An 18819-nucleotide genomic window follows, 5' to 3' on the forward strand; every position below is an offset into this window, starting at 1 on the left:
CTACCCTCTTGTCAGCGGCTGCAGAAACTCAATAAGTGCCTGCCAGCCCAGAGTTTGTTGTTCTTCAGCAGTGCGTAACGGTTTTACGGTTACCAGCTGCTGAGCGATTTCATCTGCACCGATAATGAGTGCCACTTGTGCACCCGACTTATCGGCTTTTTTCATTTGTTTCTTCATAGAACCGCCACCACAGTGGCTTACCAGTCGCAGTTCCGGTAATTCATTTCTCAGCTGTTCGGCAATTCGCGGGGCATTTAGTTCCGCTTCTTCGCCTAGCGGCATTAAGTAAGCATCAACCACTCGTCTTGGGGTGAGCTTACCTTGTTCCTGTAGCAACAGCACCAAACGTTCCATGCCCATGGCAAAACCGACTGCAGGCGTAGCCTTACCGCCTAATTGTTCAACCAGACCGTCATAACGACCACCGGCACAAACGGTACCCTGAGCGCCCAGAGCCGTGGTGACCCATTCAAACACGGTACGGTTGTAATAATCCAGACCACGAACCAAACGTTCGTTTAAAGTATATGAAATACCAGCCGCTTCCAGACGAGCCGTTAATTGCTCAAAGTGCTCTTTCGATTCAGCGTCCCAGTATTCGGATAGACTAGGCGCACCTTCCAGAATCTTCTGAGTCTTTTCGTCTTTACTATCCAGAATACGCAACGGATTGCTTTCAAGCCGGCGTTTACTGTCGTCATCCAGCTCGCTTTCATAGTCAGACAAGTAAGCTTTTAACGCATCACGGTAATTCGCCCGAGCTTCATTAGATCCCAGAGAGTTCAGTTGCAGCTCGACCTGATCGGCAAGACCAAACTCGCGCCATAATCTGGCTGAAAGCAGAATGACTTCCGCATCGGCATCGGCACTTTCTAAACCAAAGGTTTCAATGCCAAATTGATGGAACTGACGATAACGCCCCTTTTGTGGGCGTTCGTAACGGAACATAGGCCCCATATACCACAAACGCTGAATTTGGTTGTACAACAAACCGTGCTGATTACCCGCGCGCACGCAGCTTGCTGTCCCTTCCGGACGCAAGGTTACGCTTTCGCCATTGCGGTCATCAAAGGTATACATTTCTTTTTCGACAATATCGGTAACTTCACCAATAGAGCGTTTAAACAGTTGTGTGCTTTCCAGCACCGGCATACGGATTTCGCTATACCCGTAGCTTGCAGCAACGCGTCGTATTACTGCTTCAACCTGTTGCCAGGCCGGACTCTGCTCTGGCAACAAATCATTCATGCCACGAATTGCTTGGATTGTATTCGCCACGGAACCTTCTCGTCTGGTTATCGATACAGAAAATAAGCGGGTATTATAGGGACTTTGTCGATGCGGGTAAAATCAACCGTTAATTTCTTTTACATCAATTTTATTAGCTTCAATGAACTTAACCTGCTCGCGAATTTGGGCTTCCAGTTCATCCACTAAATTCTGGTTATCCAGTCGGAGTTTTTGACGTGCTCCGCCAATGTACAAACCACTTTTGTTTTTTGCGCCGGCAAGACCGACATGCGATACCAGAGCTTCGCCCGGACCATTCACCACACAGCCTATTATTGAAACATCCATTGGAATAGTAATATCTTCCAGGCGCTCCTCTAAAGCATTAACAGTGTTAATAACATCGAATTCTTGTCTGGAACAACTTGGGCAGGCAATAAAGTTGATACCCCGCGCGCGAATACGCAGTGACTTTAATATATCAAAACCCACTTTAATTTCTTCAACCGGATCGGCAGCAAGGGACACCCGCAACGTGTCGCCAATACCTTCAGCCAGCAACATGCCTAAACCAACTGACGACTTCACCGCACCGCTGCGCTTACCACCGGCTTCTGTAATGCCTAAGTGCAAAGGCTGATCAATTTTTTGTGCCAGTAAGCGATACGATTCAACGGCTAAAAATACATCGGAAGCTTTAACGCTGACTTTAAAATCGTAAAAGTCCAGCTTATAGAGAATATTGACATGCCGCATTGCGGATTCAACTAACGCCTCAGCTGTCGGTTCTCCGTATTTTTCTTGCAGATCTTTTTCTAGTGAACCGCCATTAACCCCAATACGAATTGGAATGTTACGTTCACGTGCTGCATCGACTACGGCTTTAATTCTGTCTTCGTGACCAATATTGCCCGGATTAATACGTAGGCAATCCGCGCCATATTCGGCAACTTTAAGCGCAATACGGTAATCAAAATGAATGTCAGTAACTAAAGGCACTGGGCTGCGCTGCTTTATTTGCTTAAAAGCTTCGGCGGCTTCCATTGTTGGTACAGACACACGAACAATATCGGCACCAGCTTGAGCCAGCGCTTCGATTTGCGCTACGGTCGCATCAACATCGGTTGTTTCAGTATTTGTCATGGACTGCACAGCAATCGGTGCGCCATCGCCAATAGGCACATTACCTACATACAAGCGGCGTGAAGGACGGCGTTTAATTGGATTTTCGTGCATCATAACCTTAAATTGACCTCTACTGCTCTTCTGACGGTACGGTAAAGCGCGCGACACGACCAGTCCGGAACTGGTCCATATTAAAGGCATTACCGTTAAAGCTGACATTAACAGCTTCAGGTTTACACAGTGTTACTGAAAAAGGCGCTTCGCCAGGGACTGGCATACGGTAGCCTGCAGCTTTTACACCAACAGCCTGAGTTTCACCGGAAGCATCATCAATTTTAACCCAGCATTCTTCATTAAACTCTAACACCAGGCTGGCTGAAACCGCTTCTGGTTGCGGCGACGGCTCAACAGCTTCTGACTCGACCGAAGTTTCAGCTTGGTTATCTGTCTGCTCGGCAGTTTCAGTTGGTAACTCTTGGGTATCGTTAACATCATTAGCCGCCGAATCAGTGTTAGCGGCCTGCGATTCGTCGTTATTCTCGTTGTCATTCTCGCCGCTTTCACTAACGGGTTCTTGTACCGACTCGACCGCAACATTCGTGTCATCAGCTTCAACTTCTGACTCTAATATAGCTTCATCTTCATTCGGCGCAATTTGTGGCTCTGTCGGCTGGTTTGAAATTTCAATATCACCGACGTTATCAGCTTCATCATCAGTATTTACCGGAGAAACTTCTGAACTTTCCTGCGTGCCAGTTTCGCCTTCACTAAAACCAAGATCCGGCTCTTGCCACCACCAAATAACCAAGGCCACAACAATAATGATAACCACATAAGTAATTAACATTAAGCGGTTGTCGCTTTCTTCATGCTTTTTACGTCTTGAGAAGCTCTGCATCTGGCTGCTTTCAACTTCTTTATAGCCTCTGGCTTTATAAGCCTCAAACAGCTCGGTATCGTCTAAATCAAGCAGTTTGGCGTAAGAGCGTAAATAACCTTTAATAAAGGTTGCCGTAGAGAAAGTTGAATAATCATCGGCTTCCAGTAATTCAATAATCTGCTTTCGCAAACGCAACTGGTCTGCAACCTCGCGTTGCTCTAAACCTTTAGCTTCACGGGCTTCTCTCAGAATTTCACCAGGACCTTTACTCGGCTTTTGCTCTGTTTCTTGTGCCGCTTCCGATTCTGGCTTTTTGTTATCTTGTGTTGATTCGTTTTCAGCAGTCATGATTGTAAGGGGTTTCCCTGTTATGGTTGAGCTGCGTCGTGACCTACCCGAGCCAGACATTCGGCTTTATTGGCCTCAGCTCTGGCATGATGTGGATACACTGGATCCAATGTCACTTTATCAAAATACCTGAGTGCTTTTTCCCAGTCACCAGCCACACACAGTGCAACCGCATAGTTATTGTACAATGCACCGCTCATAGGTTGCCATGATAATGTCTGTTGGTAAAGTGACAAAGCAGAATCAACGTCATTTGTCGCTAAATACCATTGCCCTAAGGCAAGATTGGCATCCAGAGACCGGGGATTGTTCGTCAATGCGGTTTGCAAATGCGGATGCGCAAGCTTCAATTTCCCTTGCGCCAAATAAGCAAGTCCAAGCTGCAACCGTACATCATTACCCACAGATACCGACTGTTCAGGGTTAGCGGTACAACCATATAGCGCTGCGGCTATCAATAATAAAGCGGTTCGCATTATCACACTCCTTGTGCCTGCGATTCTGTTAATTTACGTGGTCTTTACAGCTATTGCTTCCCCACCACGCTGTTTCTGCTGACGTTTCAGTATACGTTTTGTACGATCGATGACATCGCCCACTAATTGCCCGCAAGCTGCATCGATATCATCCCCACGAGTCTTCCGTACCATTACCGTCAAACCGTACTCCATAAGCACTTTGGCAAAACGGTCAATTCGCGAGTTACTGGAGCGTCCGTAGTCCGAACCCGGGAAAGGATTAAATGGAATAAGATTAATTTTACTCGGGGTATCTTTTAAGGTTTTTGCCAGCGCATGTGCCTGATCGGTTGAATCGTTCACATGGTCCAGCATGACATACTCTACCGTTACTTTACGCTGAGCTTTTGACTGCTCAACATAACGACGGCTGGATGCCAGAAATTCTTCAATATTGTACTTCTTATTAATAGGTACAATCTCGTTGCGCAACTCATCGTCTGGCGCGTGCAACGAAATAGCCAACATCACATCAATGCGTTCACGCAGTTTTTCCAACGCAGGAACAACACCTGAAGTACTTAACGTAACGCGGCGTTTGGATAAACCGAAACCCAGGTCATCTAACATTAGCTCCATTGCCGGAACTACATTGTTTAAGTTAAGCAAAGGTTCCCCCATGCCCATCATAACCACGTTCGTTACGGGTTTAATTCCGGTCTTGCCATAAGCCCCTAACAGCTGATTCACCCGCCATACCTGACCGATGATTTCTGCCACACTGAGGTTACGGTTAAAGCCTTGAGCCCCGGTTGAGCAGAAAGTGCATTCTAATGCACAACCAACCTGAGAAGACACGCACAAAGTAGCGCGATCACCCTCGGGTATCCATACTGTTTCCACGTCCTGACCGTCAAACAGGGTCATGGCGAACTTAATCGTACCGTCCGATGACTGCTGCTGTTCGCGAACTTCAGGCGCGCGTATTTCAGCGACTTGCTTGAGCTTTTCACGCAAGGCTTTATTAAGATTGGTCATCTCATCAAAGTCATCGACACAAAAGTGATACAGCCACTTCATTACTTGTTCAGCACGAAATGGTTTCTCACCCATTTCACGAAAGAACTCTTTAATTCCCTCACGATTCAGGTCGAGTAAGTTCACTTTTTTATCTATTGCGTTGGTCATAAAGCTCCGGTTTTCTGATGCAGCCTGACGTTTCCGTCAGGCTCTCACCTGATGCAATAGCATCAGGCTACATTCGAATACAGTCTTAGCGAGTGCGCTGGCAAACTTCTTCGTCGCTGAAGAAGTAAGAGATTTCACGTGCAGCAGATTCAGTTGCATCTGAACCATGTACCGCATTTTCGTCTATAGTTTCAGCATAGTCGGCACGAATAGTTCCTGCCAGTGCTTCTGCAGGATTCGTAGCACCCATGATGTCGCGGTTCTTACGTACAGCGTCTTCACCTTCAAGAACCTGAACAACGATAGGGCCTGAAGTCATGAATTCAACCAAAGCGCCAAAGAAAGGACGTTCTTTGTGTTCTGCGTAGAAACCTTCTGCCTGTTCTTTGCTTAAGTGCATCATTTTAGCACCAACAATGCGAAGACCAGCAGATTCAAAACGGTTATAGATAGCGCCGATTAAGTTTTTTGCAACTGCATCAGGCTTGATAATTGATAGAGTGCGCTCTAAAGCCATGGTTATAAACTCCAATAAAATTAAGGGATAAATCAGTCGCGCGGATTATACGTGAGATCGGCGCAGAAATCGAATACCCAGTGATTGTTTTTTCATTCATTCTCAGCTAGGATGAGAGAACTTATATAGCCATATAGACGTCTATTTGACGATAAGGAGTTCTGACATGGCGAACAATGAATATGAACAAGCCACTCTTGGTGGGGGTTGCTTCTGGTGTGTTGAGTCAGCCTTCCTTCAGGTAAAAGGCATTCAGTCGGTTAAATCGGGCTACACTGGCGGGCATACCATCGATCCAACTTACGAGCAGGTTTGCAGTGGCGAAACAGGACATGCCGAAGTTGCACAACTCCAGTACGATCCAGAGCAGATCTCTTACCGTCAAATCTTAGAAATCTTTTTCACTTTGCACGATCCAACTCAGGTGAATCGTCAGGGTAACGATGTGGGTACTCAATATCGCACATCAATTTTTTATCATAACGACGCGCAAAAACGTGAAGCGGAAAGTATTATTGCGGAACTTGAAGCCGATGCAGCATTTGCAGCTCCTATCGTAACGGAAGTGACTGAGTTAGGGACTTTTTACCCGGCAGAGAATTACCACGAAAACTACTACGCCAGAAACCCGGAAAACCCGTATTGTCAGGCGGTAATTTCACCGAAGCTGGCTAAGTTCCGTAAAACCTTTGCTGGCCTGCTTAAGGACTAAGCAGCGCCTCTTAAGGTTCCGATAGTGCGGTGGATAAGCTCTACCGCACTATCGATATCTGCTTCGGACGTGTAACGCCCAATACTAAAGCGCAATGAACTCATTGCCAGCTCATGTTCAACGCCTAATGCTCTTAACACATACGAGGGTTCAACACTGGCCGACGTACAGGCCGAGCCCGATGAGAGCGCAAGATCTTTTAACGCCATTAGCAACAGTTCACCATCAACTCCGGCAAAACTGATGTTAGTAATATGCGGAACCCGTTGCTGGTCAGAGCCATTCAAAGTTACACCTTCTAACTGGCTAACCCCTTTCCATAGTCGCTGACGCAAGTTTTCAATTCGTGCGGGCTCCAGTTCCAGCTCGTTAAGAGCCAGTTCCGCCGCTACACCCATACCGACAATTTGGTGAGTTGGTAACGTGCCTGAGCGCATGCCACGCTCATGACCCCCGCCATGCATTTGCGCCAGCAGCCGAACTCGCGGAGTGCGGCGTACATACAATGCGCCAATACCTTTAGGGCCATACATCTTGTGCGCAGAAAGTGACATTAAATCAACAGGTAACGTGACCATATTCATCGGAAGTTTTCCGGCGGCCTGTGCAGCATCAACATGAAATATTGTGCCATTTTCACGGCACAATTGACCTATAGTGGTTATATCCTGAAGCACACCTATTTCGTTATTAACCAGCATTACGCTCACTAACACCGTATCTTCGCGCAAGGCTGAGCGGAACAAATCCATATCCAGCAAGCCGTCTGTTCCGACATCCAGATACGTCACTTCAAAGCCTTCTTTTTCCAGCTGCGCACAGGTATCTAAAACCGCTTTGTGCTCGGTTTTAAGTGTAATAACGTGTTTGCCTTTATCTGAGTAATACTGAGCTGCGCCTTTTATGGCGAGGTTATCTGACTCAGTCGCACCTGAGGTAAAAACAATTTCGCGCGCGTCGGCATTAATAAGGTCAGCAACCTGATTCCGGGCAATATCGACAGCTTCTTCTGCCTGCCAGCCGTACTTATGCGAACGCGATGCCGGGTTACCAAACAAGCCATCCTGCGTTAAACATCCCATCATTTTTTCTGCTACAACAGGGTCTACCGGCGTGGTTGCAGCATAATCAAAATAAAGAGGTAACTTAGACACTTGCTTGCTCCTGACAACTTAAAGGCAATATTATAGGTGAGAGTTTAACTTAATCTCTTCTTCACTGTGGTTATGCAACGCATTCTGCCTATTCAGAACGTCACCGACGTCCTCTTTCTTCATCAACTCGGCCAGCGTAATACCGTCGAGAAAGTCGGATATTCTGTCGCTTAACCCTTCCCACAAAGAGTGGGTCAAACAACGTTCGCCGCCCTGACAGTTAGCTTTACCCTGACAACGTGTTGCATCAATTGACTCGTCTACCGCGTGAATAACGGCACCAACAGAAATATCGTTTGCGGCACAGCCCAGACGATAACCACCACCGGGACCTCGCACACTGTCCACCAACCCATGCTTACGTAAGCGCGAAAACAACTGCTCTAAATACGACAGAGATATTCCCTGACGCTCAGAAATATCCGCTAACGGCACGGGACCATTTGCCGTAAAAAGCGCAACGTCCAGCATAGCTGTTACTGCGTATCGACCTTTTGACGTCAGGCGCATGGTGGTTTCCTCTGCTGTTTAATTCATCGTTAATGTATTGAGATTCTACATTCCCGACTATTTTAGTCAAGTATTACCCGTTGATTTGTCCACAGAGGCTAAGATGCCACGTAAAATATTAATTTCATTTTCTTCCGGGCGGGCTCGGTTAAATAAACGACGCAATTTCGTCATGACTTGTCCGGGGTGCTGAGGAACAATGAACCCAGTCTGACCCAGAGTCTTTTCAAGATGCTCATAAAACCGTTCTAAATCTTCAGCGCGCGGGTACTCCGGTAAATTTTCCGGAGCGCGTTGTTTCGATTCAAGCCACTGCATGCGTAATTCATAACTCACAGTCTGCACCGCCATAGCCAGATTCAGTGAACTGTAATCGGGGTTAGTTGGTATGTGTAAGTGAAACTGACTTTGCTGTAGCTCTTCGTTGGTTAATCCACTGTTTTCACGGCCAAATACCAGAGCAACCTGATGCTGGCTGGTCTCCTCCAATACTTTTGCCGCACACTCTCGCGGGCCTAGCAGCGGCCAGTCTAAAGTTCGATTCCGGGCACTGGTGGCAATAACCAGACCACAGTCGGCAATCGCCTCCTGCAAAGTATCCACAATAGTCGCCGACGCCAGAATATCGGTTGCGCCAGCGGCCAACGCCGATGCGTGACTGTCAGGCTCCTGCACAGGGTCGACTAAGGTTAGTTTAGACAACCCCATAGTCTTCATGGCACGGGCGACAGAGCCTATGTTTCCGGTATGAGACGTATTCACCAGAACAATACGAATGTTATCAAGCATGGCGTTTCCCTTGAGTTTTTCTCGGCTTATGGAAAAGTTTGGCATGATACCGTAACACTGGTATGATCCGCGACCGAAAATTGTTCTTTTACAGCACAGGTAATTGGTATGCATCCGATGTTAAATATTGCGGTGCGCGCAGCGCGTGCGGCCGGCAAAATTTTAGTTAAAAATTTCGACCAGGGCAGTCCTGTTGAAGCCGAATCAAAAGGTTTGAACGACTGGGTTACTGATATGGATAAAGCCGCAGAGCAGGCTATTATCAACACCATCAAAAAGTCTTACCCTGATCACGGCATCATCGCAGAAGAAAGCGGTACTCAGGCTGGAAAAGAAAACGACTTCCAGTGGGTTATTGATCCGCTAGACGGCACGACCAATTACATGCGCGGTATCCCCCATTTTTGTATCTCTATAGCGTTGCTTCACAAAGGCTCTGTTCAACAGGCCGTTGTTTATGATCCTATGCGCGAAGAATTATTTACCGCTACCCGCGGCGCCGGTGCGCAGCTAAATGGTCGTCGTTTACGTATTTCACCTAAAGTGGAATTAAAAGGCGCTATTTTAGCAACGGGTTTCCCGTTCAAAATGAAAAACCGTTTACCGGAATACCTGGAAATGTTCAGCAAGTTGTTTGAGCACTGTGCCGACGTTCGTCGCGCAGGCGCAGCAGCACTAGATTTAGCTTATGTTGCGGCAGCACGCCACGATGCATTCTGGGAAATGGGTCTTAAGCCCTGGGATATGTTGGCTGGCGAATTATTGGTTCGCGAAGCCGGTGGCATAGTCAGTGACTTTCAGGGTGGCCACAACTACATTCAGTCGGGCAATATAGCAGCCGGTGCGCCAAAAGCATTAAAACAAATGCTGGCACAAATTCGCTAAGCTCTTTCTAAAAACAAGAGCAGTAAGCCCAAAAGCAAAACGCCGTCTGAGCTAACCCAGACGGCGTTCTTTTTTATAGTTCGATTTCTTCTAAATCGAGTTCAAGCGAGTAATCCATATCAGAGAGTTCTTCCCGCAACCGGTACTTCTCTTTTAGTTGTTCTATTTCACGCCATTTACGTTTTGCCGCGCGACCCTTACCAGACTTGTCATTAACCTTTTGCAGTTCTTCTGAATGATCCATGTTATGACCCTCTGCTTTTTTGATACAACTTTTTTAATTATGGTATTTAGCGCTGCAGTTAATCTGTTTGTTAACAAAAAAACCACAACTCATAAGTACCACACACCAGGCCACATTAAAAGAACTTTGTTACGCTTTTGTTAACAAATGATGGCGAAGGTGTGAAGAATTAGGTGAGCAATTCAACTTGCGGATAATGCGTTTTGAAAAATTCGCGGACTGAACCGAGCTGCTGAATGGGGAATAGATGGTCACTCGAGACTTGATAATTAAAAGGGAACTGTAAAATAGCGTATTCCTCGTCGTATTCGCCCACCGCTACGCGTTTCAGCTTTTTATTGGGGACTTGTTCCAACCCAACACGTAACTTTTCACCATTAACATCCAACAAAGTCATGATATTTTTAACTTTGTTCTGCTCTCGATCTCTGGGGCTAATGAGCGACGCAGAGGCAACGATTACGGCTACGAACAAAACTGCAAATCCCTGGCCGATAAAGTGCAAGACCATAAAGTAACTAAGGTAAATGGTTAATAACCAGAGCCAAGCAGGAATGCCTTTGGTTTTCCGGGCCAGCCTCGCCCTAACGGTTTGTTCTTTATACATCTTTCAGCTCGTCATTTGTTTAAGTTCTATTAATTGTTGAACGACTTTCTCAACATTTGACGGTGCCCGTTTGGGCTGATAATTCAAAATATACTCGACCAATCCTTTACGTTCAAGAACGGGAACGCTGGGAGGTGAAGACAGCTTAACCCGTGCGCTGCGGTGTGAGAAAAACACAACGCCGTCTATCCATATAGATGCGCGGTTTTTCTTCAAATGCTCTGCCAATACATGTATTTGCTTTTTTAACTGCTTTATTGGATTCCGAACTTTGGCTGTATACCGGCCACCTTTGCGGCCCACTTTATGGGCTATCCAATTAGGAGATTGCTCATCTCCCGTTACTTTTGAGTTGTTGTTTTTCACTTCCACAACAAACACACCGTTAGGGCCCACCACGATTAAATCCAGCTCAGTAAAGCCTCGTTTTGCTCGTGGGTTGGGTACGTCAACCTGGTTAAACAAAATATAGCTATCAGGGAGCTTCTCTAAAAGCTGCAGTGTTTTTAATTCGCCTCTGGCACCCGAACGCCTAGTAGATGCCGCCCCAATAATACTGAAGAGGTAAATTAGCCCGACAATCCACCAGAAGTTTGGTAATTTGTACATTAAAAAGCCCGCAATAGGTGCGCCAATAATAGCGACCCATACGCGGGCTTTATTCACTTCTTGCGAAAGACGATTTTTGGTTATGTACTGCGTGTCGGCCATGACAATTTGACTGCTTTTCCTTGCGAATTAGGGGATATATTAAACCACCAAAGCCGTCATTCGTCAGCTTCAATTCTTAGTTATCGGCAGGCTCCTTAAGGAGAATAAAATGTTCTACCAAACGAATCATCAACTCTTTTTGGTTTGGTAAGCTCTCGGCTACTAATAGTGCCAAAGCCACTAGCGTGTTGTCGTTAATCAATTTTTCAACGGGCTTAGCTAACAAGTGCTGATTTAATCGCAAATACCACAAAAATAGGAAAGAGCCCGAGCGTTTATTACCGTCTGCTAAGGGGTGATTCTTGATAACAAAGTACAACAGATGGGCAGCTCGGCTTGCTATGTTGGGGTAAAACAACTCACCCGCAAAACCTTGCTCTATTGTAGCCAATGCCGAAGAAAGCCCGTTGCCACGAACCTGTCCGAATAACTCAGTGGCTTCGCCTTTAGTTATAAGTGTTTTTCTAAGCTGTTGAATGGCATCGGTTGCGTTATCCGGATCCAGAGCCTGCATACCATTTTGTCTGGTACCTATTTCCGCTAAAACTTGCTCGTCATAACCTTGCAGCAGTGACCAGGAACGAGCGTACTCACTTATAACCTGAGCAACGGCTTCACCAGCTTCAGATACCAAGCCTTGGTTACTCAGTGTACGACTGAGTAGATTTAGAGCCTGCTCAAACTCAACGCCCCGCTCTTGCAGCCGACGTTGGTTTAGAGTGTAGCCTTCAACCAGGTGCTCTTTTAATATTCGCGTTGCCCATTGGCGGAACTGTGTCGCGCGTTTAGAGCTCACGCGGTAGCCCACAGAAATAATGGCATCAAGGTTGTAATGTTTTACGCGACGGCGGACTTGTCGTTTACCTTCTTGCCGAACTACCGAGAAATCCTCGGTAGTTGCCATTGCTTCCAATTCACCTTCCCTATAAATATTCTTCAGGTGCAAACCAATGTTATCAGTCGAGGTATTGAATAGTAATGACATCTGAGTCTGGTTCAGCCAAACCGTATCCTGTTCCAAAGCCACTTCCAGTTGTGCCTGCCCATCCTGACTCTCAAATATCTGAACTTGCTTGTTGTTCATGCTTCGTTTCTCATCCTTGAGCTTGATGTTTTCACTAAACGTTCCAGCATAGTCAGCATTTCTTCTTTCGGCCACAATGATTTCATTAAACCACCAAAGCCGTCATTCGTCAGCTTTAATCCCTTACTGCTTTTGCCTTATTGCCTCAATCAGTTCGTCTTTTGTCATTTCGCTGCGGTTAGCAATATCAAGCTGTTGCGCCCTATTGTATAACTCATCTTTGGTGCGCTCTTCCAGCCGGGTATTGGGGTTACCTGTCCCCTGAGTAGTGGTGTTATCGGTAAGCCCCTCTTCGCGTCGCTGCTTATTCACAGTGCGGCTGGCAATTTCCTCTGCTTCATCTTCACTTTTTCCGTCATCCAGCTGAGACTGCTTAATATGCTGATACATACGCTCGTCTTTGTCGCGCCAAACGTCTGGCATGGTTGCCTCCTTTCTCAGTCAGTCGTTAATTACTGAGAGTCCCGGCCACGTTGCTCTGGGGCTATCTGCTTATCTTTCTGCGAGTGAGTGTCATGAGTTGAATTTGGCCGACGGTGGTCTTCACGGCTCTGGTTTTCTTTGTCCTGCTGTGATTGCAGCTTCCGCTTTTCTTCTTCGCTAAGATCTTGCTCGTCTTTTTTAATTTTCGGATTCATTGGCCCAGTCATAAAGCCTCCTTAATCGTTAAAATGTCAGTGCGTTTTCTCAACTTCTTCATTATCAAGTGTAGTACAGCACATCTTAAAATAAAGATACGCGGGGCATCTTTACGGTTTGTAGAATAGAGTCGGTGTAGCCGTAAAGATCTGATCCACAAAGGCTAACGTAATTCAGTAAAAGACATTAAGTAGCCTGTTTATGAACCTGACTGAATCTGAAGTATCACGCGTTATTGAAATGGCGTGGGAAGACCGCACGCCATTTGAAGCTATTGAAGAACAATTTGGCCTGCAGGAAAAGCAGGTTATTAAGTTTATGCGTTCGCAACTTAAGCCGGGCAGCTTCCGCTTGTGGCGGGAACGTGTATCGGGGCGCAATACTAAACATCGTAAACTGCGCCCCGCGGAAGTGTCGCGCGGCTACTGCCCAACACAATATAAACAGCGTTAGGCAATAACCTACTAAAGCATACTTTTCAGAACCGTGTCCTTGCGAATAAAGTGATGATGCAAGGCAGCTGCAACATGCAAAGCAACCAGTGCCATAAGAGCTATTGCCAGCCAGCCGTGCAGTTCCCGGAATATGGCATAGTTCTCAATATTGACAGTAAGTGCCGACGGTAAGCGGAACCAGCCAAATACGTCAATTGGCCGCCCGGCAAAGTACTGCATTAAGTACCCTGAAATTGGCATGGCGAACAACAGCAAATAAAGCAGCCAGTGAGAAGCCTTGGCGACAAATGTCTGCAAGCTTGATAAGTCTCCGGGTAATGCCGGAATTTGATGGAACAAACGATTCATTAAACGTGCAATAACCAGTGCGGCCGCCACAACACCAAAGGCTTTGTGCACGGTTAAAATGCTTAACTGCCAAGGTTCTAAAGAACGAACCATCAATAGACCAGCCGCCAGCATCGAAATAACCAAAGCCGCCATAGCCCAGTGGAACAAGCGCATCGACAAGGAAAACTGTTGTGTGTTATTCATTACCCTGGTCCTCCCGCTCGCCCATTAACGCTTCTTTTGCTCTGCGCCTATAAGACTCAGCATAAGCCGCGGAACGAGCCCGTAGTATGGGATCTCGGGTTGCCTCAATACCGGTTGGTAACACCAGAGGATCGTAATTTATACCGTGGCATTCACCCTGTAACTGCGGCGTTACCCCGGTAATAACAATTTGTCCCGCTGTAATCTTCTCACGGCTGTCCGGCCATGCTTTTGCTGGATTGTTCTCATCATCTTTCTCATTTGCCAAAGTAAAAACCCAGTCGAAAATGATATTTTCTTTCGCTACCCGGTTGGTAATTTCCTGGTGCAGAGCATCCACACCCTCTAAGTTGTCAGCAGAAACTGAAACCGTCGGCTGCATAGTCCAGCGCACGGCTTGCTTTTCACCGTTTGAATTCACCAGATAAAACGCGTTAATACTGTTATAAGTCTCGGCAGCAAAGCTTCCGCCGGGTTGATATTGCGCTTTCCAGCTTAAAAAGTCACTGCTCTCCGGGTGTTCGGCAAAAAACGTTTGTATTGCTTTGGGGCCTGCCTGAATCGCCTGAATTTGCTGATAAAAAGTATGCGGATCTTTAACCGCCATAACTGGCGGCGTATTCATTGCAATACGCCATTGCTCGGTCGAATTCATGGCAAAGCTCAGAGCTAAACTGCGTACCGGTGCTTTTAAGTCAGGCGCTGTTGGATTATTACCGGCTACCGAAAATCGGCCGATAAAAGACATGGATCCCGTTTCAAATAGTGCCGTTTTTGAATAGCTGGCTAACTGCCCGTTTGAACGAAACTCACCACTAACGCAAATGCCTTTTGCGTGAGCACGCCGAAAGCCTTCATGGGCGGTTTCTCCCTGCTGTAAATTCACAAACTCTTGCGCACTAACTTTGGGGGGATCATCGGCTGCCACGCTCATTATTGGCGCCAACAATAATGCCAGATATTGTTTTTTCATGTCGAAAGTACTCTTGTTATCATTCTTTCGGTTAGAGTATATCAGTCAATCGAGCACTGCGAGCAGCGTTCTTTACCTGTTAATAGCTTGGAAATGCGGTTGCGGTAACGCGCGAAAAATAAGTACGCTTTATCGGCAAACCATCGAATCACAGGCCAGCGTAAAGGGGCAATCATCCAGCCTTTCCCCACCAGCGACCAGGCCGCATAGGTGACATCCAGACCATAAATCATTTCACCTGAACGGGTCTGTCCGTGTAAATACTGGTTAGCCTTAGCAACGTCTACTGCAGGATAGCGCTGATTAAAATCCGACTCGTTAATATTCTCAAATTGGATCTTTCTTTGTTCATCCAGCTTCCTTAAATGACGCATCTCTTTCACGCATAACGGACATCCACCGTCGAAGAAGATAACAAGTTTCGAACTTTGCTCTGACATTAGAACCACCGTTTTGCGAATTACACCTTCTTATACGCTGTTTTTGCGTATTTGACTCATAATGTAATGCGAAAATCGGTCTGCTTATCTCACAATACGACATTGCCACGCAGCCAGACTTAATAAGCAGTGCTAGTCTCTTTATGATACTTGGCGCAGACGCGCTGCAACTCGCTCCAAAATAAGAGGCAAGGATGCCAAAACTCTCTAGAATTCATCTTGTTTATTTAGTGGCATTTTTTATCGCTGCCTTTTGTACCTTGCCTGCAGCCGCATGGCAGAACTCAACGCAAACCCAGCTCGCAAAAGTGTATGAACAGGACAATACCATCCCCATTAGCAACTACTTAGTAAGTGAAAAATACGATGGTATCCGGGCCATTTGGACAGGATCGCAACTACTGACCCGACAAGGCAACCTGATATCAGCTCCGGAATGGTTTACTGCACCGCTACCCGCCGTTTGGCTTGACGGTGAACTGTGGACAAAACGTCAGAACTTTGAGGCGCTAAGCTCTATTGTGCGCACCCAAACACCAAAGGACAACCGTTGGCGGAAAGTGAAGTATATGGTGTTTGATATGCCTGACGCACAGCTACCTTTTGAGGAACGATACAAAAACTACTCAAAGTTAATTGAGCAAGTAAACGCTGAACATATTAAAGCAGTACAACAACAGCGGTTTCATTCCAATCATGAATTAAGCGAGCACCTGCAAGCCATGGTTGATCAAGGCGCAGAAGGCCTGATGTTGCACTTAGCTACAGCGCTTCATCAGTCGGGTAGAAGCGACGCTTTATTGAAGCTAAAGCCCTATTTCGATGAAGAGGCCGAGGTCATCGCGCATTTACCCGGCAAAGGTAAATACACCGACATGCTCGGTGCGCTGCGCGTGCGCAATCAGCAAGGCATTGAATTTTCTGTTGGCACCGGATTCACCGACGCGGAACGCGCTAACCCTCCGCCTGTCGGCAGTATCATTACCTACAAGTATCACGGCTACACCAGTAATGGCGTGCCACGCTTTGCCAGCTTTTTACGAATTAGGGAGGTTGTAGAGGGTGAATAAGCTTTTAGACACGGTGCGTATGCAAAAAATACAAAGAAACCACGAATTGACAACGTTGCGCAACACGCTACACTAAGAGCTCATGATCAAAACTTTCAAGCACAAAGGACTGAGGCTTTACTTCGAAATTGGAAGTACTCGTGGAATTCAAGCGAACCATGCAGCAAGGTTACGTATGCAGTTAGTGGCATTAAATACAGCTATGAAAGTTTCAGATCTCGACATTCCGGGATACAAACTGCACCCGTTAAAAGGTAGTCGAAAAAATATTTGGTCGATAGCGGTTAGTGGCAACTGGCGTTTAACCTTCGAGTTTCGTGATGGTCATGTATATCTACTTAATTACGAGGATTATCACTGATGTCTATTATGTTTAACCCAGCCCACCCAGGCGAATTTATTCTAGCAACTTATATGCAGCCTTTTGGCTTGAGTTGCCGGTATTTAGCTACAAAGTTAAATGTTTCTCCATCCACTTTAAACAGAGTTTTGAAATGCCAAAGTGGTATAAGCCCTGAAATGGCGTTGCGTTTATCCAAAGCTTTGGGCAGAAGTCCGGAGAGTTGGCTAGCGATGCAGGATGCATACGATTTATGGCATGCTGGAAAAAACTTAAGTTTAGATAAGGTTCAGAAGCTTGATCTTACGATCGCATGATAAATGCCTAACAGGCTCGCTGCTATATCCAGCGTTGACTCGCGTAAACGCTCAAATACCTACATTCGATGAGCGCAATACAAAAGATCAAGTTAAAGCGCGTTTGCATGGCAAAAAGCCAAGCTGATTAAGAATACAAAACAGCAGACCATTGTCCGCGAGATCATAACGGACAGTGTGACTGTCCGCGGACACTTGATTAAAAACTCAAAAAATAACTAAATCCTTTAAAATCAAAAGGTTAAATTCTGGCACCGAAAATGCAATGGAGATATAAGACTTAAACATATCGCATCGCCAGGATAACAACGCATGATTGAAGGAACCAGCCAACAAGACCATATTATTCAGCGTCCAGCGAAAAGCACGCTACGCCGATTTCTCCCTAGCGTCGCCGCTGTCAGTCTTCTGCTTGTGTTGGCAGTGGCTATTTTTCAGTCGTTTGGACAAAGCGCCAGTTTGACTTTACCGCGTAACCAGATGCAATTCGCCACCGTACAACGTGGCGATTTAGTACGCGACATTTCAGTGCAAGGTAAAATTGTGGCTGCCAACGCTCCTACGCTGTACAGCCAAGAAATCGGTCAGGTGCAGCTGTTTAAACAGCCCGGTGAAGCTGTAAAACAGGGCGATTTACTCGCGACTATCACCAGCCCGGCGCTACAGAATGATTTACAGCAGCAAGAAGCCGTGCTCGCCGGAATGCAAAGCGAAGCCGAGCGCGCTGAGTTGGCCGCACGCGAGCAGCAATTAGATACTGAACAGGTCATGAATACAGCTCAGGTCAACTTGTTGGCTGCACAGCGTGAGCTGCAACGAGCCCACCAAGCCATTGAATTCGGTGTTATCCGACAACTGGATTTCAACATTGCTGAAGACAACCTGGCAACCTCCGAGCTTGAATTCGAGCATGCCAAACGCAAAGTCGAACTGGCTCGCGATAAGCTGAGCTTTGAACAGAGTTCCCGCGTCCAGTCAATTCACCGCCAGCAACTGGTAGTCGACGAGCTACAACGCAAAGTGAGGGCTCTCAATATTACCGCTCCTGTCACGGGTCAGCTGGGTAACTGGCTGGTTGAGCAACAAAGCCACGTACTACCGGGACAAGCGCTGTTGACCGTAATTGATTTAAGCCAGTATGAAGCAGAACTCTCGATCCCGGAAAGCTACGCACGCGATTTGCTAGCCGGGCAAGCAGTGGAAGTGCAATTAGGTCGACAGCAGTTGCGCGGAGCCATCAGTTACATAGCGCCGGAAGTACGTGACAACCAAGTTAGCGCCCGGGTGCGCTTCAGCGAAGCGGACAGCAGCCAGTTACGCCAAAGCCAGCGCGTGACCGCCCGCGTGGTTCTGGAACATAAGGAAGATGTACTGATGATTGCCCGCGGTGATTTTGTCAGCTCAGGAGGTGGTCGAGAAGCCTACCAGGTTATCGATGATCAGGCCGTGCGTAAACCGGTACAACTCGGAGCACTGTCGGTGCAGTGGGTAGAAATACTTGAGGGTGGCACCGAAGGCGAGCAATGGGTGATTTCAAATCTGAGTGAGTTTAAAGGCCAGGACAGGGTCAATCTAAATTAATAACACGACAAATTTTATGACTTAACAC

Annotated in this window: 25 protein-coding genes; 7 read left to right on the plus strand and 18 right to left on the minus strand. The window is 46.7% G+C overall.

The window, feature by feature from the left end; all coding sequences use genetic code 11:
• The 6 genes from hisS to ndk all read right to left on the minus strand — a co-directional run bounded on the left by hisS (position 1) and on the right by ndk (position 5746).
• Positions 1-1278: a histidine--tRNA ligase gene (gene hisS / locus IL_RS10445; protein WP_016341386.1), complete on the minus strand. Its 1278-nt coding sequence runs from the start codon at positions 1276-1278 to the stop codon at positions 1-3.
• A 72-nt stretch (positions 1279-1350) separates the two neighbouring features.
• Complete coding sequence (gene ispG / locus IL_RS10450) at positions 1351-2469, minus strand: flavodoxin-dependent (E)-4-hydroxy-3-methylbut-2-enyl-diphosphate synthase (protein WP_011235262.1); 1119 nt, start codon at positions 2467-2469, stop codon at positions 1351-1353.
• A gap of 16 nt (positions 2470-2485) precedes the next feature.
• Positions 2486-3583: a RodZ domain-containing protein gene (locus IL_RS10455; protein WP_011235263.1), complete on the minus strand. Its 1098-nt coding sequence runs from the start codon at positions 3581-3583 to the stop codon at positions 2486-2488.
• Positions 3584-3603: 20 nt separating this feature from the next.
• The gene (locus IL_RS10460) at positions 3604-4059 is read right to left on the minus strand and encodes a tetratricopeptide repeat protein (RefSeq protein ID WP_011235264.1); all 456 of its coding nucleotides are present in this window, start codon (positions 4057-4059) and stop codon (positions 3604-3606) included.
• A 33-nt stretch (positions 4060-4092) separates the two neighbouring features.
• Complete coding sequence (locus IL_RS10465) at positions 4093-5229, minus strand: bifunctional tRNA (adenosine(37)-C2)-methyltransferase TrmG/ribosomal RNA large subunit methyltransferase RlmN (protein ID WP_011235265.1); 1137 nt, start codon at positions 5227-5229, stop codon at positions 4093-4095.
• 85 nt (positions 5230-5314) lie between these two features.
• Positions 5315-5746: a nucleoside-diphosphate kinase gene (gene ndk, locus IL_RS10470; protein WP_011235266.1), complete on the minus strand. Its 432-nt coding sequence runs from the start codon at positions 5744-5746 to the stop codon at positions 5315-5317.
• 166 nt (positions 5747-5912) lie between these two features.
• Between ndk and msrA the strand changes: the two genes are divergently transcribed.
• Positions 5913-6458 carry a peptide-methionine (S)-S-oxide reductase MsrA gene (gene msrA / locus IL_RS10475; RefSeq protein WP_011235267.1) on the plus strand — a complete coding sequence of 182 codons (546 nt, stop codon included), beginning with the start codon at positions 5913-5915 and terminating at the stop codon, positions 6456-6458.
• Here msrA and IL_RS10480 read toward each other — a convergent pair.
• The 3 genes from IL_RS10480 to trmJ form a co-directional block, all read right to left on the minus strand.
• A complete protein-coding gene (locus IL_RS10480; protein WP_011235268.1) occupies positions 6455-7612 on the minus strand; it encodes an IscS subfamily cysteine desulfurase in 1158 nt (385 codons plus the stop codon). The two genes, msrA and IL_RS10480, sit on opposite strands and share 4 nt — an antisense overlap.
• 30 nt (positions 7613-7642) lie before the next feature.
• The gene (gene iscR, locus IL_RS10485) at positions 7643-8122 is read right to left on the minus strand and encodes a Fe-S cluster assembly transcriptional regulator IscR (RefSeq protein ID WP_011235269.1); all 480 of its coding nucleotides are present in this window, start codon (positions 8120-8122) and stop codon (positions 7643-7645) included.
• Between the two features lie 66 nt (positions 8123-8188).
• Positions 8189-8911: a tRNA (cytosine(32)/uridine(32)-2'-O)-methyltransferase TrmJ gene (gene trmJ, locus IL_RS10490; RefSeq protein WP_011235270.1), complete on the minus strand. Its 723-nt coding sequence runs from the start codon at positions 8909-8911 to the stop codon at positions 8189-8191.
• 108 nt (positions 8912-9019) lie between these two features.
• Between trmJ and suhB the strand changes: the two genes are divergently transcribed.
• Positions 9020-9796: an inositol-1-monophosphatase gene (suhB, locus tag IL_RS10495; protein ID WP_011235271.1), complete on the plus strand. Its 777-nt coding sequence runs from the start codon at positions 9020-9022 to the stop codon at positions 9794-9796.
• A 73-nt stretch (positions 9797-9869) separates the two neighbouring features.
• Here the strand turns inward: suhB and IL_RS13665 are convergent, their stop codons facing one another.
• From IL_RS13665 to IL_RS10520, 6 genes are all read right to left on the minus strand, one after another.
• On the minus strand, positions 9870-10040 hold the full coding sequence (locus IL_RS13665) for a DUF3545 family protein (protein ID WP_011235272.1): 171 nt from the start codon (positions 10038-10040) through the stop codon (positions 9870-9872).
• Between the two features lie 169 nt (positions 10041-10209).
• On the minus strand, positions 10210-10647 hold the full coding sequence (locus IL_RS10500) for a hypothetical protein (RefSeq protein WP_011235273.1): 438 nt from the start codon (positions 10645-10647) through the stop codon (positions 10210-10212).
• A gap of 3 nt (positions 10648-10650) precedes the next feature.
• A complete protein-coding gene (locus IL_RS10505) occupies positions 10651-11358 on the minus strand; it encodes a nuclease-related domain-containing protein (RefSeq protein WP_011235274.1) in 708 nt (235 codons plus the stop codon).
• A gap of 76 nt (positions 11359-11434) precedes the next feature.
• Positions 11435-12442 (minus strand): virulence protein RhuM/Fic/DOC family protein, encoded by a 1008-nt coding sequence (gene rhuM, locus IL_RS10510; RefSeq protein WP_011235275.1) that lies wholly within the window; start codon positions 12440-12442, stop codon positions 11435-11437.
• Between the two features lie 123 nt (positions 12443-12565).
• Positions 12566-12865 carry a Rho termination factor N-terminal domain-containing protein gene (locus IL_RS10515; RefSeq protein WP_011235276.1) on the minus strand — a complete coding sequence of 100 codons (300 nt, stop codon included), beginning with the start codon at positions 12863-12865 and terminating at the stop codon, positions 12566-12568.
• A gap of 29 nt (positions 12866-12894) precedes the next feature.
• Positions 12895-13092 (minus strand): hypothetical protein, encoded by a 198-nt coding sequence (locus tag IL_RS10520; RefSeq protein WP_011235277.1) that lies wholly within the window; start codon positions 13090-13092, stop codon positions 12895-12897.
• Between the two features lie 190 nt (positions 13093-13282).
• On the opposite strand from IL_RS10520, the gene IL_RS10525 reads away from it, so the two are divergent.
• The gene (locus IL_RS10525; protein WP_011235278.1) at positions 13283-13534 is read left to right on the plus strand and encodes a TIGR03643 family protein; all 252 of its coding nucleotides are present in this window, start codon (positions 13283-13285) and stop codon (positions 13532-13534) included.
• A gap of 11 nt (positions 13535-13545) precedes the next feature.
• On the opposite strand, the gene IL_RS10530 is transcribed toward IL_RS10525, so the two are convergent.
• The 3 genes from IL_RS10530 to IL_RS10540 are packed head-to-tail and all read right to left on the minus strand — an operon-like array spanning position 13546 to position 15483.
• The gene (locus IL_RS10530) at positions 13546-14070 is read right to left on the minus strand and encodes a cytochrome b (protein ID WP_011235279.1); all 525 of its coding nucleotides are present in this window, start codon (positions 14068-14070) and stop codon (positions 13546-13548) included.
• Positions 14063-15043, minus strand: a complete 981-nt coding sequence (locus tag IL_RS10535; protein ID WP_011235280.1) for a catalase family peroxidase — start codon at positions 15041-15043, stop codon at positions 14063-14065. The genes IL_RS10530 and IL_RS10535 overlap by 8 nt, the downstream gene beginning before the upstream one ends.
• A 41-nt stretch (positions 15044-15084) precedes the next feature.
• On the minus strand, positions 15085-15483 hold the full coding sequence (locus tag IL_RS10540; protein WP_011235281.1) for a thiol-disulfide oxidoreductase DCC family protein: 399 nt from the start codon (positions 15481-15483) through the stop codon (positions 15085-15087).
• A 194-nt stretch (positions 15484-15677) separates the two neighbouring features.
• Between IL_RS10540 and IL_RS10545 the strand changes: the two genes are divergently transcribed.
• The 4 genes from IL_RS10545 to IL_RS10560 all read left to right on the plus strand — a co-directional run bounded on the left by IL_RS10545 (position 15678) and on the right by IL_RS10560 (position 18791).
• Positions 15678-16553, plus strand: a complete 876-nt coding sequence (locus IL_RS10545) for a DNA ligase (RefSeq protein ID WP_011235282.1) — start codon at positions 15678-15680, stop codon at positions 16551-16553.
• A gap of 82 nt (positions 16554-16635) precedes the next feature.
• Positions 16636-16914: a type II toxin-antitoxin system RelE/ParE family toxin gene (locus IL_RS10550; protein WP_011235283.1), complete on the plus strand. Its 279-nt coding sequence runs from the start codon at positions 16636-16638 to the stop codon at positions 16912-16914.
• Positions 16914-17210, plus strand: coding sequence for a HigA family addiction module antitoxin (locus tag IL_RS10555; protein ID WP_011235284.1), 297 nt, complete (start codon positions 16914-16916; stop codon positions 17208-17210). The genes IL_RS10550 and IL_RS10555 overlap by 1 nt, the downstream gene beginning before the upstream one ends.
• A 312-nt stretch (positions 17211-17522) precedes the next feature.
• Positions 17523-18791: an efflux RND transporter periplasmic adaptor subunit gene (locus IL_RS10560; protein ID WP_011235285.1), complete on the plus strand. Its 1269-nt coding sequence runs from the start codon at positions 17523-17525 to the stop codon at positions 18789-18791.
• Positions 18792-18819: the final 28 nt, after the last annotated feature.

This window comes from Idiomarina loihiensis L2TR, assembly GCF_000008465.1.
Classification (GTDB): Bacteria; Pseudomonadota; Gammaproteobacteria; order Enterobacterales; family Alteromonadaceae; genus Idiomarina; species Idiomarina loihiensis.

Coding starts and splice junctions, on each gene's coding strand:
- ispG (WP_011235262.1), bottom strand. CDS start 2,469: ATGATGCACGAAAATCCAATTAAACGCCGTCCTTCACGCCGCTTGTAT.
- IL_RS10455 (WP_011235263.1), bottom strand. CDS start 3,583: ATGACTGCTGAAAACGAATCAACACAAGATAACAAAAAGCCAGAATCG.
- IL_RS10460 (WP_011235264.1), bottom strand. CDS start 4,059: ATGCGAACCGCTTTATTATTGATAGCCGCAGCGCTATATGGTTGTACC.
- IL_RS10465 (WP_011235265.1), bottom strand. CDS start 5,229: ATGACCAACGCAATAGATAAAAAAGTGAACTTACTCGACCTGAATCGT.
- ndk (WP_011235266.1), bottom strand. CDS start 5,746: ATGGCTTTAGAGCGCACTCTATCAATTATCAAGCCTGATGCAGTTGCA.
- msrA (WP_011235267.1), top strand. CDS start 5,913: ATGGCGAACAATGAATATGAACAAGCCACTCTTGGTGGGGGTTGCTTC.
- iscR (WP_011235269.1), bottom strand. CDS start 8,122: ATGCGCCTGACGTCAAAAGGTCGATACGCAGTAACAGCTATGCTGGAC.
- trmJ (WP_011235270.1), bottom strand. CDS start 8,911: ATGCTTGATAACATTCGTATTGTTCTGGTGAATACGTCTCATACCGGA.
- suhB (WP_011235271.1), top strand. CDS start 9,020: ATGCATCCGATGTTAAATATTGCGGTGCGCGCAGCGCGTGCGGCCGGC.
- IL_RS13665 (WP_011235272.1), bottom strand. CDS start 10,040: ATGGATCATTCAGAAGAACTGCAAAAGGTTAATGACAAGTCTGGTAAG.
- IL_RS10500 (WP_011235273.1), bottom strand. CDS start 10,647: ATGTATAAAGAACAAACCGTTAGGGCGAGGCTGGCCCGGAAAACCAAA.
- IL_RS10505 (WP_011235274.1), bottom strand. CDS start 11,358: ATGGCCGACACGCAGTACATAACCAAAAATCGTCTTTCGCAAGAAGTG.
- rhuM (WP_011235275.1), bottom strand. CDS start 12,442: ATGAACAACAAGCAAGTTCAGATATTTGAGAGTCAGGATGGGCAGGCA.
- IL_RS10515 (WP_011235276.1), bottom strand. CDS start 12,865: ATGCCAGACGTTTGGCGCGACAAAGACGAGCGTATGTATCAGCATATT.
- IL_RS10520 (WP_011235277.1), bottom strand. CDS start 13,092: ATGACTGGGCCAATGAATCCGAAAATTAAAAAAGACGAGCAAGATCTT.
- IL_RS10525 (WP_011235278.1), top strand. CDS start 13,283: ATGAACCTGACTGAATCTGAAGTATCACGCGTTATTGAAATGGCGTGG.
- IL_RS10530 (WP_011235279.1), bottom strand. CDS start 14,070: ATGAATAACACACAACAGTTTTCCTTGTCGATGCGCTTGTTCCACTGG.
- IL_RS10535 (WP_011235280.1), bottom strand. CDS start 15,043: ATGAAAAAACAATATCTGGCATTATTGTTGGCGCCAATAATGAGCGTG.
- IL_RS10540 (WP_011235281.1), bottom strand. CDS start 15,483: ATGTCAGAGCAAAGTTCGAAACTTGTTATCTTCTTCGACGGTGGATGT.
- IL_RS10545 (WP_011235282.1), top strand. CDS start 15,678: ATGCCAAAACTCTCTAGAATTCATCTTGTTTATTTAGTGGCATTTTTT.
- IL_RS10550 (WP_011235283.1), top strand. CDS start 16,636: ATGATCAAAACTTTCAAGCACAAAGGACTGAGGCTTTACTTCGAAATT.
- IL_RS10555 (WP_011235284.1), top strand. CDS start 16,914: ATGTCTATTATGTTTAACCCAGCCCACCCAGGCGAATTTATTCTAGCA.
- IL_RS10560 (WP_011235285.1), top strand. CDS start 17,523: ATGATTGAAGGAACCAGCCAACAAGACCATATTATTCAGCGTCCAGCG.